Origin of the sequence: Halorubrum californiense DSM 19288 (genome assembly GCF_000336875.1) — an archaeon.
GTDB classification, from domain to species: domain Archaea; phylum Halobacteriota; class Halobacteria; order Halobacteriales; family Haloferacaceae; genus Halorubrum; species Halorubrum californiense.
Map to the genome: position 1 here is coordinate 12,204 of NZ_AOJK01000069.1, position 16,781 is coordinate 28,984.

Consider the following 16,781-nt stretch of genomic DNA (forward strand, 5'->3'; position numbering starts at 1 on the left):
AGCTTCCCGGTCCGCTTAAGCGGGATCGGATTGTTGGAATCCGTTGAGTATGGTTTCCGTGTACGTCGACATCCCATATTGTTCGACAATTTCCTTGTCGATTGAAAACTCGCCGGTGAAATTTGAATTTTTAATTATACCGGGAATATCGTCCATTTCACCAGTGTAAAGCCGTTCGTGGTCCATATACTGGAGGACGCCAACGGAGGTTCCGAATACTGGCGTCCCAAGTGCAAGCGCCTCGAGTGTAACCGCCGAGTACGACTCTACATGGGACGTGACAAGCAATCCGTCGGCACTGGCGATGATCGAAAGCGCCTCTTGATGATTAAGAACTCCCGTAAATTGAACCTGCTCCTCTAGAGAAGAGCCATGTACGATTCGTTCCAGCGCCCTCCGTTGTTCACCGTCCCCTACGACTACCAGTTGGTACTCTTTAGGGAGTGTAGACATGATATCAATTGCACCGCCAGGGTTCTTTGTCGGTGTGAGCCGACCCACAAACACAAGCAACGTGTCGTCCGATGTAACTCCGAACTCCTCTCTGACAGATACAGGGGAACACGCCTCGAAGGTCTCGTAGATAGCTGACTGATCAAGTATCCCGTGGACTAATTCGACATTCGTGTCTGATAGCTCCTCAATCAGCACTTTGGTTTCGGGGCTACGGCAGAACGTGGGACCGCCGAACCCAAAACGGAATGTTAACCGCTCTAACAGAATCTTTACTGGGTTTGTTGAGCCTGATGCCAAGCTGGGTGTATATCCGACGAACGAAACATGTGTTACTCCTGCGTACGTAGAAACTACCCGTCCGACCCAGTGAAGCGTATTTGACGCCGAGTGGACACCGGTGACCGTGGAGAGGTCGTGCTCGCGGATGAGAAAAATAAGAAGCCTGATTGAAAAAAGGAGTCTAAAAAGGAATGCAAGGGGTACGTACGCGGGAAGTGAGTCCGGTTGCGCGCCGAACGGCCGGTGAATTTTGACACCGTCAACCTCCTCGGTCGGGGGTGTCTCGTCACGACGCGGCGTCACGACCGTCACGTCGTGGCCCCGCTGGGCAGCCTGCCGACAGAATTCCCACCTGACGTGAGCGCCACCACTGGTGTTTGGGTAGAAGTCTTCGGCAAGGACGAGTAGGTTCACAGTTTAATATAGATCATGAATGGTAATGTTGTTTACGTTGTTGATCCAAAGATGTAATATATTGAGAGCTTCTATCATAATAATCTTATTTTTATCGCGTTAACTTAAGCATAATTCACGGACAGAGAGCCGAGTAGTCTGATCAATGATAAACAATTCATATTTCTTGGAATATAACAAAAGATCTTGTATTACTGTCGGCAAATGGCAGCCTCTACCGCTTTATTGTCCATATTCAATCAGATCAACCGAGAAATAGACCAGTCTGGCGATCTGGCATCGCTCAACAGCTTGCGTGGATGTGTCGAGACCTTGCCAAATAGCACATTGATGACTCAGACGTACCCGCCGCGCCGTCCGGCGCGGGCGGGGACGCCCAACGGACTCAGATCGTGTTGATTTTGTTCCGTGTCGAATTTGAATAGAGCCTCCAAGAGGCAGAAGATGATCTTAACGAGATGCTCGGTGTTCTTGCCGTGTGTGATCTCGATGAGTCGCCTCATTACAGCTCATTTTATCGGTAGAAAGACAAGTATCGAATGAGTGAACTCCACCGCCTGCTCTGCGCTTCGGCGGAGCAGGCGGACTGGAGTGGTCAAGCCGGCAATTGATGCGAGTGGCTTCCAGCGCAATCAAACCCTAGAGCGACCTCCTTGAGGAGTGTCGCTCCAACTCAACCGACCGCTGATCAAACACCGAGAACAGACGCCGTTGGAAGGCTCACAGTGGCTGAATGAACGAGGGTTACAACCAGTGCTGGATGAGTGAACCGGGTTTCTCGCAGTTGACCTGTTCATCCAATCGGGACGGACCATCGATGCCATCGGCCTTGGCGGGTGGTGAATCAACGTTGGATATCCGGAGGATCGCGACGAGGTGGAGCGCCGCCTTACCGAGGCCGGAGAGGATGCTGACGACACGCGGGGAACCGTTGAATCAGACGTCTAGTTGAAGCACTCAAGACCGCCTTCTTGACAGCTGTTTACACTGGGCGTTCAAAATCTCCTGCTCGGCGCACCCGATAGAATCGCACCCGCCGCGCAAGCACGCGCCAACTCACAGCCGCAACGGCAGCGCCAATCGCATTGACGAGCAGGTCCCCAAAGTCAGCTGTCCGCGCATCCAGCGTGGATTGGAGCAGCTCAATGCTCCCGCCGTACCCCACAGCAATGATAAAGACAACAAACAAGACTGTCCGGTCACGCCATGGGCGATCCTGAAGCGCGTACGCGAGCATCACTGCGAGCCCGGCGTATGCCAATCCGTGAAGCCACGTACTATATGGGAACACACCGAGCGGCCCAGTGCGGATCACACCACTTCCAGGCGGTGTTAACACCGAATAATAGAGGATTGTCGCCGCAACGAGCCCAACGCCGCCAAGCCGAAGCCATTGCGGCACGAGTGGGAGCCGAACACGACGCATCGTACCAAGATTCACCATCGCGCCACGCAAAAGCCTACGCGTTCGGGTTGTCCAGATCCCCGAACGAATACGCTTTTTACCCGCGCTCTGGTCAGTGACAGTAATGCCGCGCTCGGAGGGATCTGAATGGAACTGATCGACGACGAGGGGGAACTCTTTGGCCGCGTCAACGTTATCGACGCGCTCGTCGTCCTGCTGATCGCCGCCGTCGTCGTTGCGGGCGCCGCATTCGTCCTCACGGACGATCCCTCACCCGCCCCAGAGACGGACACCACCTACGTAACACTCGATGTCGGCACCGTCTCGCCGTACATCGTCGACGCAATCGAGGAGGGAGACACCCACAGTCCCGACGGTTCATCGAACCTCCGGATCACGGATGTCCATCTCACGCCGCAAGGCGACACCACCCGGGTGACGCTTCGAGTGGCTCTCGAAGGCGAACTCAACAACCAGGACAGCCTCATCTACGGGGGCGCACCCCCCCGGCTTGGTCGGACGCTCGATATCACCACCGACCGCTACCAGATCAACGGTCAGGTTCGTGACGTGGGCGACAGCGGCGCGCTCACAACCGAACAGCAACAGGTCCTCGTGACGAGCCAGGTCGATGCGGCCACCGCCCAAGCGGTCACCCCCGGCGACGAAATCCGGCTCAGCGGGCGAACGGTCGCACGCATCAACAACGTAACGACCTACACAACTGACCAACCGGACCAGCGCCAACTGCTCGTCGAGACGACACTCACGGCGCACCGCCAGCAGGACCGCCTCCGGTTCGGCGGCACTCCCGTGCGCCGTGGGCAGACACTCACCCTGCCGACGAGCGAGTACACCCTCAGCGGCCAGATCGAACAGATTGGTGGCGACATTACGTTGGGCGCGACCACGACCCGAACCGTCACGCTCCGGATGGAGGAGGTGCGCGAGGACTTCGCGGCCGCCATCGAGCCCGGCATGGTCGAACGCGCCGGCGACACGACCGTCGCCCGCGTAACCCGCGTCGAAACGGAGCCGTCGCTCATCATCACCACCGGCGAGAACGGCAGCGTCAACGTGGTTGATCACCCGGTCAACCGCGACGTGACGGTCACGACCCGCCTCCAGCTCCGTGAGACGCCAAGCGGGCTCGCGTTCAAAGGCGACCAGATCCGACAGGGATCGACCGTCACGCTCGACCTCGGGACAGTCACCGTGGAGGCGACGGTCGTTTCCGTGGGCCAGTGACTCCCCGGCCACCGAGCGCAACACACATGCGTCCGCACCCAAAGTGGCACGCGAATGGGTGACGAAACGGAGGCGAGCGAGTCGGTGACACCCCCGATACAGCGGGCAGCCCGCGAGTCGTCCCTTGGCCGCCTGTGGCGTCGCGCGGGCACAGCCATCAGACACTCGTTCCTCTACCGCTGGCTGACCGCCGAGCCCGACCCGGAGGTGATCGTGATCGACCTGCGGGAGACGTGGACCGTTGGGCCGTTCATCCGGCTTCTCGACGCTGTACTCGACCGCGTCTTCCCCGCGCTCGATAACTCGCGAGTCGCGAGCACGGCGCGAACGGGTGTCCAACACACGCTGGCGGCCCCGATGGTTATCGCCGGGGTTACGCTGCTCGTCGGCGGGCTTCTCGTGGCCCTCACAAGCGTCGCTACGCAAAGCGTAGGGACGGGCCGTCTCGGCCTCGCAGCTGCCCTCATCGTCGCTGGGGGGGTCGCCACGCGTGAGCGGCGTAGCTGGGCAAAGCTGCGCGAGACACGCCCGGTCGAGCTGCTTATCGCCGCGCTCGAACCGCCGGAGCCACCAGAAGAAACCTCAACCTCGGACTCGGCCACAGACACCGAGTCGCCAACCGATACCGCAGACCCTGCGACCAACGACAAATCATCCTAACCCAAACGGCGCCGCTTAAGTGACTGCCCGCGCCCGAATCCCATAGTGACCACCACCGAGCTGTTGATTGCCGTCCTCGCCGGAATCGTTCAGGGCGTCGTCGAGTGGCTCCCCGTGTCGAGCCAGGGCAACCTCTCGCTCGTACTCACCCTAGTCGGCATGGATCCCGCGGTCGCGGTCCAGCTCGCCTTGTTCCTCCAAGTCGGCACAACGCTGTCGGCCGCGGCCTACTACCGCGACGAACTCGCCACGGCGCTCCACGCGACCCCCAGCTGGCGGCCGGCCACGGCATATGAGGGCGAACACGCGCTCGTCTCGTACATCGTGGTAGCGTCACTCTTCACGGGGATTGTCGGCATTCCGCTGTACGTGTTCGCCGTCGATCTCGCCGGGCAACTCACGGGTGGCGTGTTCATCGCAGTCATCGGCGTGTTGCTCATCGTCACCGGGCTGCTCCAACGCCTCTCGAACACCGTTAGTATGGGCGGGCGAGAGACACCCTCGCTTGTCGACTCAGTGCTTATTGGCAGCGCCCAAGGGTTCGCCATCCTGCCCGGTATCTCGCGGTCTGGCGTGACGGCAAGCACCCTGCTGTTCCGTAGTTACGACCCGCCGAGCGCGTTTCGGCTCTCTTTCCTGCTGTCCATTCCCGCGAGCATCGGGGCCGCGCTTCTCACCCTCGCGGGCACCGGCGGACTCCCGGGGATCAATCCTGTGCCAGCACTCATCGCGCTCGGCGTGAGCGCCGTTGTGGGGTACCTCACGATCGACGCGCTCATGCGGGTCGTCGAACGGGTTCCGTTCGCAACCGTGTGTTACGCACTCGGGGCAATCGCGATTATTGGCGGGGGCGGCATCGCGCTCGTCGTGTGAGCACTCGGTTGGATCCACCGTCCGGATCGGTCGGACCATGCGTTTCAAGTCGGTACGAGTCGATTCTCCGGTATGGGAATCGTTCGGGACAGCGACCACAGCGACGGGGCACCGACCGTCGGAGAGACCGGAATTCGTGTGAAAGATATCGCGTCCGCGTACGAACACAGCGGGTACAGTCCCGACGAGATCACGCAGCTGTACCCGGACCTGACGCTGGGTGACGTTCACCGAGCGCTGGCGTACTACTACGATCACATCGACGACTTCCGATCGTCGTCCTCCGAGCCGGCCTCCGCATGACGCGACCGCTGTACTGCGACGAGAGTATCTGGATTCCAGTCGCCGACGGACTCCGTCGGCGCGGCTGGACCGTCCACACCGCCAGAGACGAGGACACCTTGGGCACAGCCGATCGCGAGCAGCTGCGATACACGGTGGAGAACGATTGGATCCTGCTGACCTTCGACGACGATTTTCTCTCACTCGTCAAGGGCCGGGAACTGCCCCACAGGGGACTAATATACGTCCGACAGGCCGGGCGACAGATCGGTGACGTCGTGAAAGTCGTCGACGAACACCTACAGAACCGCTCGGAAGACAATGTGTCGATCCAGTATCTGTAACGGCCGGTAGGAACCGTCGGCTATTGACTATCTCTCACGGTGCGAGAATTCGCCATGATTTCTATGACCTGCCCCGTCGTCGGTGCTACGGCGATTCCTCGTTCACGCGCTCGCGCCCACTCTCGTTGATCCTGTCGGCGATCTCCCGAACGTCGCTCTCGGTGAGTTCGCTTTCCGCGGCGAGTTCGTCCATCACTTCGAGCGTCTCTATCTTCTCGCGGATGGCCTGTCGCGTCACCTCGCTCCAGTTGATCTCGGGGTGGTTCTCCATGCGCGTTTTGAGGTCGTCGTCCACGTTGACCGTGATACTGGGCATACGAGAATCTATGTTCGCACAGAATACTGTGTTTTTCGGTGCGGCTCGCGTTTTTTGAGTTCGCCACGGCAGCGGTCAGATTTCCCTCCCGAGCGGCGATATTAAGTTCCGCGGCGTCGAACTGCGGGATATGAGTAGCATCGATCTGCCCGCCGGGGTGCTGGACGCGATCGCGGCACCGCCGGCGGACCGCGAACCCATCGTTCGGCAGGAGCTTGCCGTGTCGCTGTACCGTGAGGAGTACCTCTCTTTCGGGAAGGCACGTGAGCTGGCCGGCCTCTCGAAGGCGGAGTTCCACCGGCTGCTCGGCGAGCGGGAAGTCGAGCGCCACTACACCGACGAAGACCTCGCGCTCGACGTCGAGTACGCCCGTGAATGACGGTCGTCTCGAACACGTCGCCGCTGCTGAACCTGGCGCTGATCGAGCGGCTCGAACTGATCGACGCCCAGTTCGGCGAGGTTGTCGCTCCGACGGCGGTCTGGGACGAACTCACGGCCGGGTTCGACGGTCGCGACCGCATCGAGGCGTTCCGCGATCGAGGCGGGATTCGGGTCGTATCGCCGGAGCCGACGGAGCTGCGAACGGAGTTTGAACGTGAACTTGACCGCGGGGAGGCCGCAGCCATCGCGTACGCCATCGACATCGACGCGGACCGGGTCCTCATCGACGAGCGTGAGGGCCGTGCGACGGCCACGCGTCACGACGTGCCGGTGACCGGGGTCGTTGGGATTCTCCTCCGAGCGTCGAGTCGGGGAGCGATCGACCTCGAAGCGGAGCTCGATGCGCTCCGCGAGGCGGGGTTTTGGATCTCGGACGCGCTGTACGAACGCGCTCTCGAGATGGACGAGGAGTGAGCGACCCACGAACGAGGTCGCGTGCTTGTCAGTAGCCTCACCTGCCGTCGTCGTACCGATGGAGGTGTTGACCCCGTCGTTCAGGTTCGGCTGAAATCAACACACGCTGACAGGGTGTATCCCCGCTCGGAGATATCTCCCTTCGCGAGCCGATCGACGAACTCTCGGCGGTCCCGCTCCCGCTCGGTGGCGGTCTCCTCGTACTCGGCCTCGATCCGTTCGTGGTAGGCGTCGAGCAGTCGGAGAGTCTGGTACGACGAATCGTCAGCTACCGCGTCTCGGGTACAGCCGTTACAGCTATTACATCTGCGAACGTACCGACGCGCGTGCCTATCGACATCGAACGGTTCGAAGAGGGTTCGAGCCGCGACCTCCGGGCGGACGGGCGGACGAACGCGGAGACGATTCTCACCTTCCTGGCCGGGTCGCCCGAGAAGGCGTACACGCCGAAGGAGATCCACGAGGCGACGGGCGTCGCTCGCGGGAGCGTCGGCGTCGTCCTCTCCCGACTGGAGGACCGAGGGCTCGTCCGCCATCGCGGCGAGTACTGGGCCGTCGGCGACGCCGAAGACGTCGAGACGACGCTCACCGCGCTCGCCGGGTCGCGCGCGCTGTCGGAGCGCCTCGGTCCCGAAGACCCCGACGAGTGGGGCCCCGGCGTCGAATCCGACGCCGAGCGGACGAATGAGTGACCGGCAAGGCGAGGTCTGGTGGGGGACCGGCACCACATAAGTCGGATCCGGCGTACCGACCGTGGCTTATCGTGAGTGGGGACGCCCACCCCTTCTCGGCCGTCGAGTGTCTCACCGTGGGGATGACGACGACCGAACGCTCGGACGGTATCGCCGTCACCGACGAGGACTGGATTCGAGGTGGGTCAGACGTTACAGCGTACGTCTCGCCGTGGTACGTGACCACGATCAAGTATCGCGACTTCGACGACCAGCAGGGCGAACTGTCGCCGGAAGTGGTCCGAGAGACCGTCGACGCGCTCCATCGATACACGCCACATCCCACCGAGACGTGACAGGACCCACAGTGGATGCGTCCGTATTATTCGACTGTCTCGGATCGCTGCGAAAGGGTACCGTGGGTCTGCGGATTCGTCTGTCCCTCTCGACGGTTCCAAACACCGACGGGAGCAGTTCCAGCCGGTCGATCTTGGCGAGAGAACTCAGGACGTTGTTGTCGACGAGCGCCATCCGTCGACCTATTCGCGGAACGTCTCCAAGCGGTCCTCGCGGGCAGACTCGCTCAGGAATCCGGCTTCCCGGTCGATCCCTCGATCCGCGAGTTCGCGCTTGAACGATTCCGTCGAAACACCGGCCAGTTCAGCACCCCGATTGAGGCTCACCGTTCCGGTCCGGTACTTTTCGACCGCGAGCGAGAGCCGGAGCTCCGGACGCCGACGCAACAGCTCGCGGACGGCCTCCTCGACGACGGCGTCGGTATCGTCGTAGCCGCCGGCGGCCGCGATTACATCGAGGTCCGCTCCGAGTCCGGACATACGCGCCACGACGTCCGAACTACGGATAAATACTCTGCCCCACCCGATCGGCAGCCTCGTTGCCAGAACAGCTTGTGGACGGCGGTCTCGGGCTGAAACGGGGGGGATCGTCAGCGCTGCCCCGAAAATCGATTATGAGCGTGATAATATTATCGTACACATACCAACTAGTTTGTATCCGACTCCCACAGCGTCCCGACTCGCTCGTCGACCCACGGGAGTACAGTTTCCTCGATGACCCGCGTGAGGTCCGTCACGAAGCTCCGGTTGACGGCGGCGGCCGTCTCCGCGTCCGGGAGCGGGGGATAGTGATCCCGGGCGTTGTGCGGCTGATCGTGGCGGCCCCATCGGCACCGTCGCCGGTCGCCGGCGCGGATCTCACGGTACGAAACGTGGAAATCGCCGTTCGTGTACGCGCGGAGTTCGAGCGAGACGTCGTCGATGCGCTCGGGATAGTAGTCGGTATCGAGCGTCACGACGAGGCTCTCGGGCTTGTTCGTCGGGAACAGCGACGTGCGCCGTACCTCGGGGCGGCGGCCGAAGGCCTGCGCGAGATACTGAAGGGTCGCCTCGTCGACGGTCCGGTCGGGACCGATCACGCCGCGTTCTCCCCGGCGGACGGGTCCGGACCGCGGTCGCGTCTGACGGCCTCCAGCCGGTCGATCCGGTCTCTGACGGTCCGCCACTCGCTCAGGGCGAGCCAGACGGTCTCGACGTCGTCGTAGTCGGCGTGTTTGAGCGCGTCCACGTCGGTCGGTGAGTCCGCGTCGAACCGCTCGCGGAACTCGCGCTCGCGCTCGGTGAGGTCGGCGAGCCTGTCGTGAAGCTCGTCGCGCGACAGCGCTTCGAGCCGGTTTCGAAGCCGCCACTCGAAGTACGACTCGTTGCGGACGAACGTGAGCGGCGACGCCGAGACGCGTTCGACGACGCCGATATCGGCCAGCCGCTTGAGGTGCCGCCGGGCGGTGTCCGGGGCGCACGAGGCGCGCTCGGCGATCGCGGACACGCCCGCGGGATCGTACAGCTGGAGCGCGATCCGATACACCCGCTCGTCGGCGGGTTCGGCGTCGAGGTCCGCACCGAACCCCTCGGCGAGTCCGAACTCTCCGGCTGGACCGTCGTCCGTCATACCGACAGATAGCCGATATGACTATATAATTCTGGTGTCGAAGATTTATTTAGTCAATGTCGGCGGACCGTCGTGTGTCCTGTAGCCCACGACTTCAGTCGTGGGTCACTGACTCCCAGATCGTTTCGTACCCGGCGTCGCGGATGACACCGTCAGTCGTGAGGATCGCATCCGTCTCCCGTGCGCGGTGGCTGGCGACGATCAGCCCGTCGTGGATGCTGAACTCGTCCAGCAGTTGCGCGTACGCTGCCAGCTCCGGCTCGTCGACGGGAGCGACCGAGACCGGGCCGTTTCCGACCAACGCCTGCCGGGCGTCCTCGGGCGTCCCGGTGAGTGTGATCCCTCGGACGTCCGTGTCGCGGGAGACCGAGTACAACACCGCAAAGAGAGCCGTGCTCGGTGCCTCGATAACCGTTTCCCCGGCCTCTGCCTCGGCGAACACCTAGTCGGCCCCTTGCGGGGGCGCATCGACGAGATACGCCAGTAGCGAGACGGCGTCGGCGGTGTACGTCGCCATCTCACGCGTCCTCGTAGTTACGGTCGCGGCGGTCGCGGACGCGCTGACCCAGCTCCGCTGCGATCTCTTCGCGCTTCTCCGCCGAGGTGCCGTCGGGAACGAGCATCCCACGGCCACCAGTACGGGTGCGCTTCTTTACGACGATCCCCTCGTCGGTGTCCACCCAGACGACCTCGTCACCGGGCTCAAGGTCGTACTTTTCGCGGAGTTCGTGCGGGATCGTCGCCTGTCCCTTCTCCGTGATACGTGTGGACTTGCTCATATTCAGTAATACCTTCTGTAATACCTTAGGCTTGTGGGAGGACAGGCTGCCGCCATTCAAGCGTGTACAGTGGTTTAGCGGCAATTAATATGACTGACTCAGACAGCACGAAGGACACCGGCAAAAAACCTCGCGGAGGAAACAGCGCGTCCAATCAGAGAGTTCAGTACCGACGAGAGCGGCACCGAACGACACCAGTTCACTGGGACAGGATTTCACACCGGCTTGGACACAGCCCCGACCGGAGATGGTCCAATCAAGATCAAAAACAGCGACGACTGTGACCCTCAGTCGGTGCCCGTGTCCACCGCAGGAGCCGTCCGTTTCCCCACGTCGCTGCCGGTAGTTCCATCGCTTCCAGCGTCCACCTCAGCCGTTAGCGTCTCCTCGTTCGCGAACACGAAGCCAGCGAACCCGACCCGAAGCAGGAGGTCGAGGTACTCCAAGGTCACCGTCGCGGTGAACTGATCGAGGAGCCCGGCGATCTGGATCACCGTCCACGCGATCAACACGTAAATGCCGGCGGAGACGAACCGCACCGTCGACGGCTCATTGACCTCCTCCCGCGCCTGAAGACGCGGGAATCCCACCATAGGATTTCAGGCAGAGCGTACGCCCAGCCCTTTGGTTTCAAGACGCATACGTCCCAAGCGTCTCTTGCTAGGTAGCATCGGCTTGGGTGTCTTGCGGAGCGGTCAAACGCCCCCCATCCTCAGCCGAGTCATTGCCATCCGTGTGTTCTCTTGGCTGGCTCTCTCCACTGAGGTAGCGGTCTGCGATGTTTATCGCGCCGTTCACGTCCGCTTGGTACTCGTTTATCCAGCAGTCGTCATTTGTACACGTGAACGTCGCCTGTCGCGGACGTGACCCCACGTCACCGCACGCATGACACTCTTTTGACGTGTTGTGCGGGTTCACCGTCTCGACGGGAATCCCCTTTTCGATGGCCTTGTAGCGTATCTGCGCGTGGAGTTTGGCGAATCCCCAGCCGTGGAGCCGTCGATTCATGTATTCATCGTAGTCCATCGACTCCCGGATGTCTGTCAGGTCTTCTAAGACGAGAACGGGATTCTCGACGGATTCGGCATACTCCACGACCTCGCGTGTAACCGTGTGGAATATATCGTCGATCTGATTCCACAAGTCGTCACCGAACGAGCCAGCGATACGCTCGCTTTCGCGCGTCTGGAGTCGGCGCGTGGCGGTGAAGTAGGTCTTGCGAAGCCGACGAACAGTTTTGCCCTCGTCGGCCCAGAGTTTTGGCACGGTCGGAGAACCGTTGTCGTCGCGGTGACACACCGTGACGAGTGACGCTTCCCCAATATCCACCCCGATGGGCGTCCGTTCGTCCACGGACACCTCGGAGCGTTCCGCTACGCTACGGGTGGCGGTAACGTGGAGATACCACGTTTCGTTCCGTTCGAACAGTCGACTCTCGCCCATTTCCGCGTCACCCGCGTTCAACGCTTCTAACCAGTTCCGCTGTTCGGGAGTTGGTTGGGTGGGCATCCAGAGGTGGTAGTCCTCGTGATGCGGGATTTTGACGTACCATTCGATGGCGTTCTCGGGCTTGTGGTCAAGCCGGAGCCCCTCGTTGGTGAAGCGGACGGGGTGATCGTCGTGAAGTTCGCTCGCGTTGTACGTCGTCGTGAGCTGCGGGACGTACTGTTTGAGCGCGTTCTTTGCGTACCCGCTCAGGTCATAGTCGACCACTATGTCGTTCGCTTCGGTCTGGGTGGTACATCGGGCGTCGAAGGCGTCGTGAAGCGCTTGCTGGTACGCCTCGCGTGTCTTACGAAGTTTCCGTCGCTTGTGCGCGTTCGGGTCCACTAGTTTCAGTTCGAGCGTCTTCGTGAGTTCAGTCACGAATCGCCCTCCGTGTGTCGGTGAATGTATTTCTCGATTGTCTCATTCGAAACTTGCCCGGCGGTCCCTGCGTAGTAGCCTCGCGCCCATCCGATTTTTTCGCCGTCGTGGTCGGTATATCGGTGGTTGTACTTCCGCGAACTGATGCCTTTGAACCAGTTAGCGAGGAGTGCTGGTTCGTTCTTTGGTGGGCTACTAACGAACAGGTGAACGTGATCGGGCTGGACGGTGAGATCGAGTATTTCGACGCCTTTGTCGTCGGCTATTTCCTGGAGGATGGACCGGACACGGCTGGCGACCTCGCCTGTGAGTACCGAGTTGTGGTACTTCGGCACCCACACTATGTGGTAGTTGAGGTTGTAAGTCGCGTGCCGCGTGGTCTTCATCTGTGTCGTACACTATGTATTGTTTGCGTGTTAATACTACCGGCAGAATGTGGGAAATCCATCCATAACGTCGTCGATGGGTGTGTAAGCTATGGTTCGCTTGACCCGCGACTAAAGACGGGGGTATGCGTTCGTATATTTATATCCTCTCAATCCGCACTCGTGTCCATCGCAGGAGCCGCGCGTTGTCCCACGGCGCTGCCGGGAGTCCCGTCACTCTCGGCGTCCACCTCGGCAGACAGCGTTTCCACGTTCGCGAACACGAAGCCGGCGAAGCCGACCCGAAGCAGGAGGTCGAGATACTCCAGGGTCACCGTCGCGGTGAACGTATCGAGCAGCCCGGCAATCTGGATCATCGCCCACGCGATCAACACGCCGAACGCGAACAGCGCGAGGTTCCGCGTCTTCTTGTAGAACAGCTCGCGGGCGGGCGGCTGCGCGGCCGCCGCGCTCGCAAGCGGCCCGAAGAACAGCCCGAGTAAGATGAGGTAGCCGACGAGGATCGCGCCGGTGCCAGCGAGCGCCAGCGGCCCCTCGAACACCGCGGCGAAGTCGTACCCCAGCCGCATGACGACGATGAGCGCGATCACGCCGCCCACGGAGCGCCGGGCGGCGCCGGAGACGAACGCCGCGAACCCGAACAGGAACGGGTACGCCACGTAGTCGGTGAGCAGCTGGCCCCCCTCCAGCGTCCCGTTCGCGACGGGGAAGGTGCCGATCCCGGCGCCCCACAGCCCCACGCCGAGGCCGCTCGCCACGACCACCGCGACGAACGGGTAGCAGTACTTTCGGAGGGCCGGCGGCTTGCGCCGCGCCAGCGCCAACAGTACGACCGCGGAGACCGCGTAGATCCCGGCAGAGGCGAACCGGACCACGAAGGGCTCAATCATCGGCGCTCACCTCCGCGTCGCCGGCGGTCGGTGCTGGAGCGGCCGCGGAGCCGGCATCGCCGGAGTCCGCCGGCGTCTCGAACTGCGCGAGCCGCTCGGTGAGCGACGCGGTCCGCTCGGAGAGCGCCGTCGCCGTCTGCGCGAGGTCGCCGACCGTCTCGGCCGTCTCGTCCGCGGTTTCGGCGAGCGACCGCGCGCGGTCCGCGGCGTCGGTGGCCGAGCCGTGGACCGCCTCGACGCGCGCGGCGACCGACTCGATCCCCTCGGCGCCCTCGTCGGTCGCCCGCGCGATGTCGCCCATCGCGACGTCGACGTCCTCGACGGTCCCCGTCAGCTCCTCGATCGCGTCGCCCGCCGCTCGGACCGCGGCGGTCGTCTCGTCGAGCTCCATCATCGTCCGGTCCATCTCGCCGGCGACCGCCGACACGTCCTCGGTCACCTCGCCGATCGTCGCCTCGATCTGCGTCGTCGACTCTCGTGTCTCCTCGGCGAGCCCCTTCACCTCGTCGGCGACGACCGCGAACCCGTCGCCGTCGCCGCCCGCCCGCGACGCCTCGATCGAGGCGTTCAGCGCGAGGATGTTGGTCTGCTCGGCGATGTCGGCGATCACGTCGGTCGTCTCCGCGACGCCGTCCATCCGGTCGTCGAGTCCGGCCACGAGCCCGTCGAGGTCGTCCAACAGATCGCCGATCTCGACGATCGCCTCCACCGCCTCGGTCGCCCGCGCTTCGCCCTCTTTACCGAGGTCAGCCGCGGCGCTCGCGTCGCCGGCCACCTCGTCGGTCGTCGACGCGATCTCCTCGACGGTCGCGGAGAAGTCGTCGGTGTCGGCGGCCGTCTCGCGCAGCCGGTCGGTCTGCTCGTCCAGTTCGTCGGCCAGCTCGCGCATCTCGTCGGCCACCTCCGCGTTCATCTCGGCGACCGCGTCCGCCTCCGCTGCCATCTCCTCGCTCGTCGCCTCCACGTCGCCCGCGAAGGCCTGGATGTCCTCGATGGTCGTCGAGAGTCCGCCGGTCATCTCGTTGTACGCGGCCGTGATGCGCTCGACCGCGTCGACCTCGCTCTCCTCGGGGAGCCGGCGCGTGAGGTCGCCCTCGGCGGCGTCCTCCATGGCGCCGCCGATTTCCTCGGCGCGCTCCAACAGGGTGTCCGACAGCTGTTCGGCCTCCTCGCGGGCCGCCTCCGCCTCCGACTGCGCCCGCTCGGACTCGGCGACCGCGTCCCGGAGCGACCGCCGCGTCTCGTCGAAGGCGTCGAACAGCCGCCCGATCTCGTCGCCGCGGTCGGACGTGGCGCTCGCGTCGAACTCGCCGCGCCCGACCGCCTCGGCCGTCTCCGTCAGCCGCCGGAGCTCGACCGCGACGTTGCCGATCAGCACGATTCCCAGCAGCCCGAGGTTCAGCGTGACGACGACGCCGACCGACGCCAGCGCCGCCGTCGCGGCGTCCGCCGTTCCGACCGTCGCGACGTGGCCCGCGAAGAGCGCGACGAAGCCGAGCGTCACGGCGAGCGTCAGGAGGACGGCCGCGCCGACCCGGCGGCCGTACCGCGCGGTGATCGCGTTCAACATATGTTCTCGTCCAGGAGGAACGCGATGCCCTATTTAGGAGTGAACTCCAAATTACCAGATTCGAAAACGGACGTGGTGCGAGCGTTTCGGCGGATCGGGACTGGTGTTTTTCCCCCGGCCGCGCCACGGACGGGCATGCCCAGCGTCAGCGACACGTACATCGAGAACCGCCAGCGCGTCCAACCGACCCACACGAACAACTACGCCTCCGCGCACGGGGGGAACGTCGTCAAGTGGATGGACGAGATCGGCGCCATGTCGGCGATGCGCGCCGCCGGCGAGACCTGCGTCACGGCCAAGATCGACGGGCTCGACTTCAAGCGCCCCGTGCCGCAGGGCGACACCTGCGTCATCGAGTCGTACGTGTACGCGGTCGGGCGCACGAGCCTCCGGACGCGGATCCGCGCGTACCGCGAGTCGCCGCGCACGGGCGAGCGCGAACTCACCACGGAGTCGTACTTCGTGTTCGTCGCCGTCGACGCCGACGGGAACCCGACGCCGGTCCCGGAACTCGAGATTACGGGCGAGCGCTGCCGCGAACTCCGCGACGAGGCGCTCGCCGCGGAGCCGGACGAGGACAGATAATCCGCGACCACCATCGGGAAAACATAGCGACGACCCCGTGGCGAGCCCGATGTCTCCGGAGTTCGGTGTAGTCAGATCACAACGCAAAGCGTTATTATTGTTGAGTCTTCACCACAACATACAAGACAGGTGCCCGCCACGGTCGTGTACCGTGACGAATCCGAAAAATCGGACGACAGTCGGTACGAGATGGTCGCGTGGCAGGTCCCGGAAAGCGAAGAGTACCCGGAGGGGCTGAAGTACAGCTTCCAGTACATGGACGCTGACGGCGACACGCTCCTCCGGTACGACAACGCGCCGCACCACCGGGACGTCGGCAGATACTATCGGCACGAGGCGGGAGAAGTCACGAAACTGGACTTCACCGGTCTCACAGCGCTAATCGACGACTTCCAATCGGAGGTAAACGACATCTATGCCAGACGAACCGACTGACACCGACCCCGCCCACGACGAGTTTATTCCGGACCCGAGCGACGCCGAGTACCCGTCGACGCTGCGTATCACGTCGCTTCCGGCGGACCGGGCACAGGCGGCGGCGATCGAACGCGCCGAACGCTGAGAGGACGGCGAGGCGGTCCCCCACGTGGTCAACTTCGAGGACCGAGCGCGGCTCCGTCGCCTGCTCACCGACCGGCGGATGGAACTCTTGGAAGCCGTGATGGAACGGCCGCCCGAGAGCATCCGCGCGCTGGCGGAGCGGCTCGACCGAGACGTCCACACCGTCCACGACGACCTGTCGCTGCTGGCCGACTACGACATCGTCCACTTCGAGACCGACGGCCGCGCGGAGAGGCCGTACGTGCCATACGAGACGGTTCGGATCGAAGTGGAGTTCGGACTCCCCCGCGGCGACGAATCGGAGTCGACCGCGTCCGCGTGAGACCCGCGGCGTTTGCGGGGTTCGAGGCCGCCAGCCGCGGCGACGCGACGCCGT

Annotated in this window: 23 protein-coding genes and 4 pseudogenes; 14 read left to right on the forward strand and 13 right to left on the reverse strand. The window is 63.0% G+C overall.

Annotation, left to right across the window (positions count from 1 at the left end; translation table 11 throughout):
* Positions 1 to 15: 15 nt before the first annotated feature.
* A complete protein-coding gene (locus C463_RS18130) occupies positions 16 to 1,149 on the reverse strand; it encodes a glycosyltransferase (protein ID WP_080510865.1) in 1,134 nt (377 codons plus the stop codon).
* Between the two features lie 326 nt (positions 1,150 to 1,475).
* Here C463_RS18130 and C463_RS19805 point away from each other — a divergent pair.
* Positions 1,476 to 1,936 (forward strand): annotated as a pseudogene (locus C463_RS19805) (IS5/IS1182 family transposase); the annotation flags it as partial.
* A pseudogene (locus C463_RS19810) lies at positions 1,930 to 2,097 on the forward strand (UTP--glucose-1-phosphate uridylyltransferase); the annotation flags it as partial. The pseudogenes C463_RS19805 and C463_RS19810, both read left to right, overlap by 7 nt.
* Before the next feature lie 34 nt (positions 2,098 to 2,131).
* Here C463_RS19810 and C463_RS19965 read toward each other — a convergent pair.
* Complete coding sequence (locus C463_RS19965) at positions 2,132 to 2,593, reverse strand: VanZ family protein (RefSeq protein WP_321163654.1); 462 nt, start codon at positions 2,591 to 2,593, stop codon at positions 2,132 to 2,134.
* 108 nt (positions 2,594 to 2,701) lie between these two features.
* Between C463_RS19965 and C463_RS14285 the strand changes: the two genes are divergently transcribed.
* From C463_RS14285 to C463_RS14305, 5 genes are all read left to right on the forward strand, one after another.
* On the forward strand, positions 2,702 to 3,802 hold the full coding sequence (locus C463_RS14285; RefSeq protein WP_008445080.1) for a DUF4330 family protein: 1,101 nt from the start codon (positions 2,702 to 2,704) through the stop codon (positions 3,800 to 3,802).
* Between the two features lie 54 nt (positions 3,803 to 3,856).
* The gene (locus tag C463_RS14290; protein WP_008445081.1) at positions 3,857 to 4,462 is read left to right on the forward strand and encodes a hypothetical protein; all 606 of its coding nucleotides are present in this window, start codon (positions 3,857 to 3,859) and stop codon (positions 4,460 to 4,462) included.
* Between the two features lie 45 nt (positions 4,463 to 4,507).
* Positions 4,508 to 5,335: an undecaprenyl-diphosphate phosphatase gene (locus C463_RS14295; protein ID WP_008445083.1), complete on the forward strand. Its 828-nt coding sequence runs from the start codon at positions 4,508 to 4,510 to the stop codon at positions 5,333 to 5,335.
* A 72-nt stretch (positions 5,336 to 5,407) separates the two neighbouring features.
* Positions 5,408 to 5,638: a DUF433 domain-containing protein gene (locus tag C463_RS14300; protein ID WP_008445084.1), complete on the forward strand. Its 231-nt coding sequence runs from the start codon at positions 5,408 to 5,410 to the stop codon at positions 5,636 to 5,638.
* Positions 5,635 to 5,961, forward strand: a complete 327-nt coding sequence (locus tag C463_RS14305; RefSeq protein ID WP_008445086.1) for a DUF5615 family PIN-like protein — start codon at positions 5,635 to 5,637, stop codon at positions 5,959 to 5,961. The genes C463_RS14300 and C463_RS14305 overlap by 4 nt, the downstream gene beginning before the upstream one ends.
* An 85-nt stretch (positions 5,962 to 6,046) precedes the next feature.
* Here the strand turns inward: C463_RS14305 and C463_RS14310 are convergent, their stop codons facing one another.
* A complete protein-coding gene (locus tag C463_RS14310) occupies positions 6,047 to 6,277 on the reverse strand; it encodes a hypothetical protein (protein WP_008445087.1) in 231 nt (76 codons plus the stop codon).
* 130 nt (positions 6,278 to 6,407) lie between these two features.
* On the opposite strand from C463_RS14310, the gene C463_RS14315 reads away from it, so the two are divergent.
* The 4 genes from C463_RS14315 to C463_RS14330 all read left to right on the forward strand — a co-directional run bounded on the left by C463_RS14315 (position 6,408) and on the right by C463_RS14330 (position 8,159).
* Positions 6,408 to 6,656, forward strand: a complete 249-nt coding sequence (locus C463_RS14315) for a UPF0175 family protein (RefSeq protein WP_008445089.1) — start codon at positions 6,408 to 6,410, stop codon at positions 6,654 to 6,656.
* On the forward strand, positions 6,653 to 7,132 hold the full coding sequence (locus tag C463_RS19820; RefSeq protein ID WP_008445091.1) for a DUF3368 domain-containing protein: 480 nt from the start codon (positions 6,653 to 6,655) through the stop codon (positions 7,130 to 7,132). The genes C463_RS14315 and C463_RS19820 overlap by 4 nt, the downstream gene beginning before the upstream one ends.
* Before the next feature lie 326 nt (positions 7,133 to 7,458).
* Positions 7,459 to 7,824: a MarR family transcriptional regulator gene (locus tag C463_RS14325; protein ID WP_008445094.1), complete on the forward strand. Its 366-nt coding sequence runs from the start codon at positions 7,459 to 7,461 to the stop codon at positions 7,822 to 7,824.
* A gap of 71 nt (positions 7,825 to 7,895) precedes the next feature.
* On the forward strand, positions 7,896 to 8,159 hold the full coding sequence (locus C463_RS14330; RefSeq protein ID WP_008445095.1) for a hypothetical protein: 264 nt from the start codon (positions 7,896 to 7,898) through the stop codon (positions 8,157 to 8,159).
* 183 nt (positions 8,160 to 8,342) lie between these two features.
* Here the strand turns inward: C463_RS14330 and C463_RS14335 are convergent, their stop codons facing one another.
* The 10 genes and pseudogenes from C463_RS14335 to C463_RS14380 form a co-directional block, all read right to left on the reverse strand.
* Complete coding sequence (locus tag C463_RS14335) at positions 8,343 to 8,639, reverse strand: UPF0175 family protein (RefSeq protein WP_008445097.1); 297 nt, start codon at positions 8,637 to 8,639, stop codon at positions 8,343 to 8,345.
* Between the two features lie 167 nt (positions 8,640 to 8,806).
* Complete coding sequence (locus tag C463_RS14340; protein WP_008445098.1) at positions 8,807 to 9,238, reverse strand: hypothetical protein; 432 nt, start codon at positions 9,236 to 9,238, stop codon at positions 8,807 to 8,809.
* Positions 9,235 to 9,768 (reverse strand): DUF7342 family protein, encoded by a 534-nt coding sequence (locus tag C463_RS14345; protein ID WP_008445099.1) that lies wholly within the window; start codon positions 9,766 to 9,768, stop codon positions 9,235 to 9,237. Before C463_RS14345 ends, C463_RS14340 begins: the two co-directional genes overlap by 4 nt.
* A 94-nt stretch (positions 9,769 to 9,862) precedes the next feature.
* Entirely contained in the window at positions 9,863 to 10,210 is a 348-nt protein-coding gene (locus C463_RS14350; protein ID WP_008445100.1) for a hypothetical protein, read from the reverse strand.
* 76 nt (positions 10,211 to 10,286) lie between these two features.
* Positions 10,287 to 10,547 carry an AbrB/MazE/SpoVT family DNA-binding domain-containing protein gene (locus C463_RS14355; protein WP_008445101.1) on the reverse strand — a complete coding sequence of 87 codons (261 nt, stop codon included), beginning with the start codon at positions 10,545 to 10,547 and terminating at the stop codon, positions 10,287 to 10,289.
* Positions 10,548 to 10,834: 287 nt separating this feature from the next.
* Positions 10,835 to 11,059 (reverse strand): annotated as a pseudogene (locus C463_RS14360) (hypothetical protein); the annotation flags it as partial.
* A gap of 148 nt (positions 11,060 to 11,207) precedes the next feature.
* Positions 11,208 to 12,413, reverse strand: coding sequence for an RNA-guided endonuclease InsQ/TnpB family protein (locus C463_RS14365; RefSeq protein WP_008445103.1), 1,206 nt, complete (start codon positions 12,411 to 12,413; stop codon positions 11,208 to 11,210).
* Complete coding sequence (gene tnpA / locus C463_RS14370) at positions 12,410 to 12,799, reverse strand: IS200/IS605 family transposase (protein WP_008445104.1); 390 nt, start codon at positions 12,797 to 12,799, stop codon at positions 12,410 to 12,412. The genes C463_RS14365 and tnpA overlap by 4 nt, the downstream gene beginning before the upstream one ends.
* Positions 12,800 to 12,948: 149 nt before the next feature.
* Complete coding sequence (locus tag C463_RS14375; protein ID WP_008445107.1) at positions 12,949 to 13,689, reverse strand: bacteriorhodopsin; 741 nt, start codon at positions 13,687 to 13,689, stop codon at positions 12,949 to 12,951.
* A complete protein-coding gene (locus C463_RS14380; protein ID WP_008445108.1) occupies positions 13,682 to 15,259 on the reverse strand; it encodes a methyl-accepting chemotaxis protein in 1,578 nt (525 codons plus the stop codon). The genes C463_RS14375 and C463_RS14380 overlap by 8 nt, the downstream gene beginning before the upstream one ends.
* Before the next feature lie 135 nt (positions 15,260 to 15,394).
* On the opposite strand from C463_RS14380, the gene C463_RS14385 reads away from it, so the two are divergent.
* The 3 genes and pseudogenes from C463_RS14385 (at position 15,395) to C463_RS14395 (ending at position 16,727) form a co-directional block, all read left to right on the forward strand.
* Complete coding sequence (locus tag C463_RS14385) at positions 15,395 to 15,844, forward strand: acyl-CoA thioesterase (protein WP_008445114.1); 450 nt, start codon at positions 15,395 to 15,397, stop codon at positions 15,842 to 15,844.
* Between the two features lie 129 nt (positions 15,845 to 15,973).
* Positions 15,974 to 16,279, forward strand: a complete 306-nt coding sequence (locus C463_RS14390; RefSeq protein ID WP_008445116.1) for a toxin-antitoxin system TumE family protein — start codon at positions 15,974 to 15,976, stop codon at positions 16,277 to 16,279.
* Positions 16,260 to 16,727: pseudogene (locus C463_RS14395) on the forward strand (HVO_A0114 family putative DNA-binding protein). Before C463_RS14390 ends, C463_RS14395 begins: the two are co-directional and overlap by 20 nt.
* Positions 16,728 to 16,781 lie beyond the last annotated feature (54 nt).

Coding starts and splice junctions, on each gene's coding strand:
- C463_RS19965 (WP_321163654.1), bottom strand. CDS start 2,593: ATGGTGAATCTTGGTACGATGCGTCGTGTTCGGCTCCCACTCGTGCCG.
- C463_RS14285 (WP_008445080.1), top strand. CDS start 2,702: ATGGAACTGATCGACGACGAGGGGGAACTCTTTGGCCGCGTCAACGTT.
- C463_RS14290 (WP_008445081.1), top strand. CDS start 3,857: ATGGGTGACGAAACGGAGGCGAGCGAGTCGGTGACACCCCCGATACAG.
- C463_RS14300 (WP_008445084.1), top strand. CDS start 5,408: ATGGGAATCGTTCGGGACAGCGACCACAGCGACGGGGCACCGACCGTC.
- C463_RS14305 (WP_008445086.1), top strand. CDS start 5,635: ATGACGCGACCGCTGTACTGCGACGAGAGTATCTGGATTCCAGTCGCC.
- C463_RS14310 (WP_008445087.1), bottom strand. CDS start 6,277: ATGCCCAGTATCACGGTCAACGTGGACGACGACCTCAAAACGCGCATG.
- C463_RS14315 (WP_008445089.1), top strand. CDS start 6,408: ATGAGTAGCATCGATCTGCCCGCCGGGGTGCTGGACGCGATCGCGGCA.
- C463_RS19820 (WP_008445091.1), top strand. CDS start 6,653: ATGACGGTCGTCTCGAACACGTCGCCGCTGCTGAACCTGGCGCTGATC.
- C463_RS14335 (WP_008445097.1), bottom strand. CDS start 8,639: ATGTCCGGACTCGGAGCGGACCTCGATGTAATCGCGGCCGCCGGCGGC.
- C463_RS14345 (WP_008445099.1), bottom strand. CDS start 9,768: ATGACGGACGACGGTCCAGCCGGAGAGTTCGGACTCGCCGAGGGGTTC.
- C463_RS14355 (WP_008445101.1), bottom strand. CDS start 10,547: ATGAGCAAGTCCACACGTATCACGGAGAAGGGACAGGCGACGATCCCG.
- tnpA (WP_008445104.1), bottom strand. CDS start 12,799: ATGAAGACCACGCGGCACGCGACTTACAACCTCAACTACCACATAGTG.
- C463_RS14375 (WP_008445107.1), bottom strand. CDS start 13,689: ATGATTGAGCCCTTCGTGGTCCGGTTCGCCTCTGCCGGGATCTACGCG.
- C463_RS14380 (WP_008445108.1), bottom strand. CDS start 15,259: ATGTTGAACGCGATCACCGCGCGGTACGGCCGCCGGGTCGGCGCGGCC.
- C463_RS14385 (WP_008445114.1), top strand. CDS start 15,395: ATGCCCAGCGTCAGCGACACGTACATCGAGAACCGCCAGCGCGTCCAA.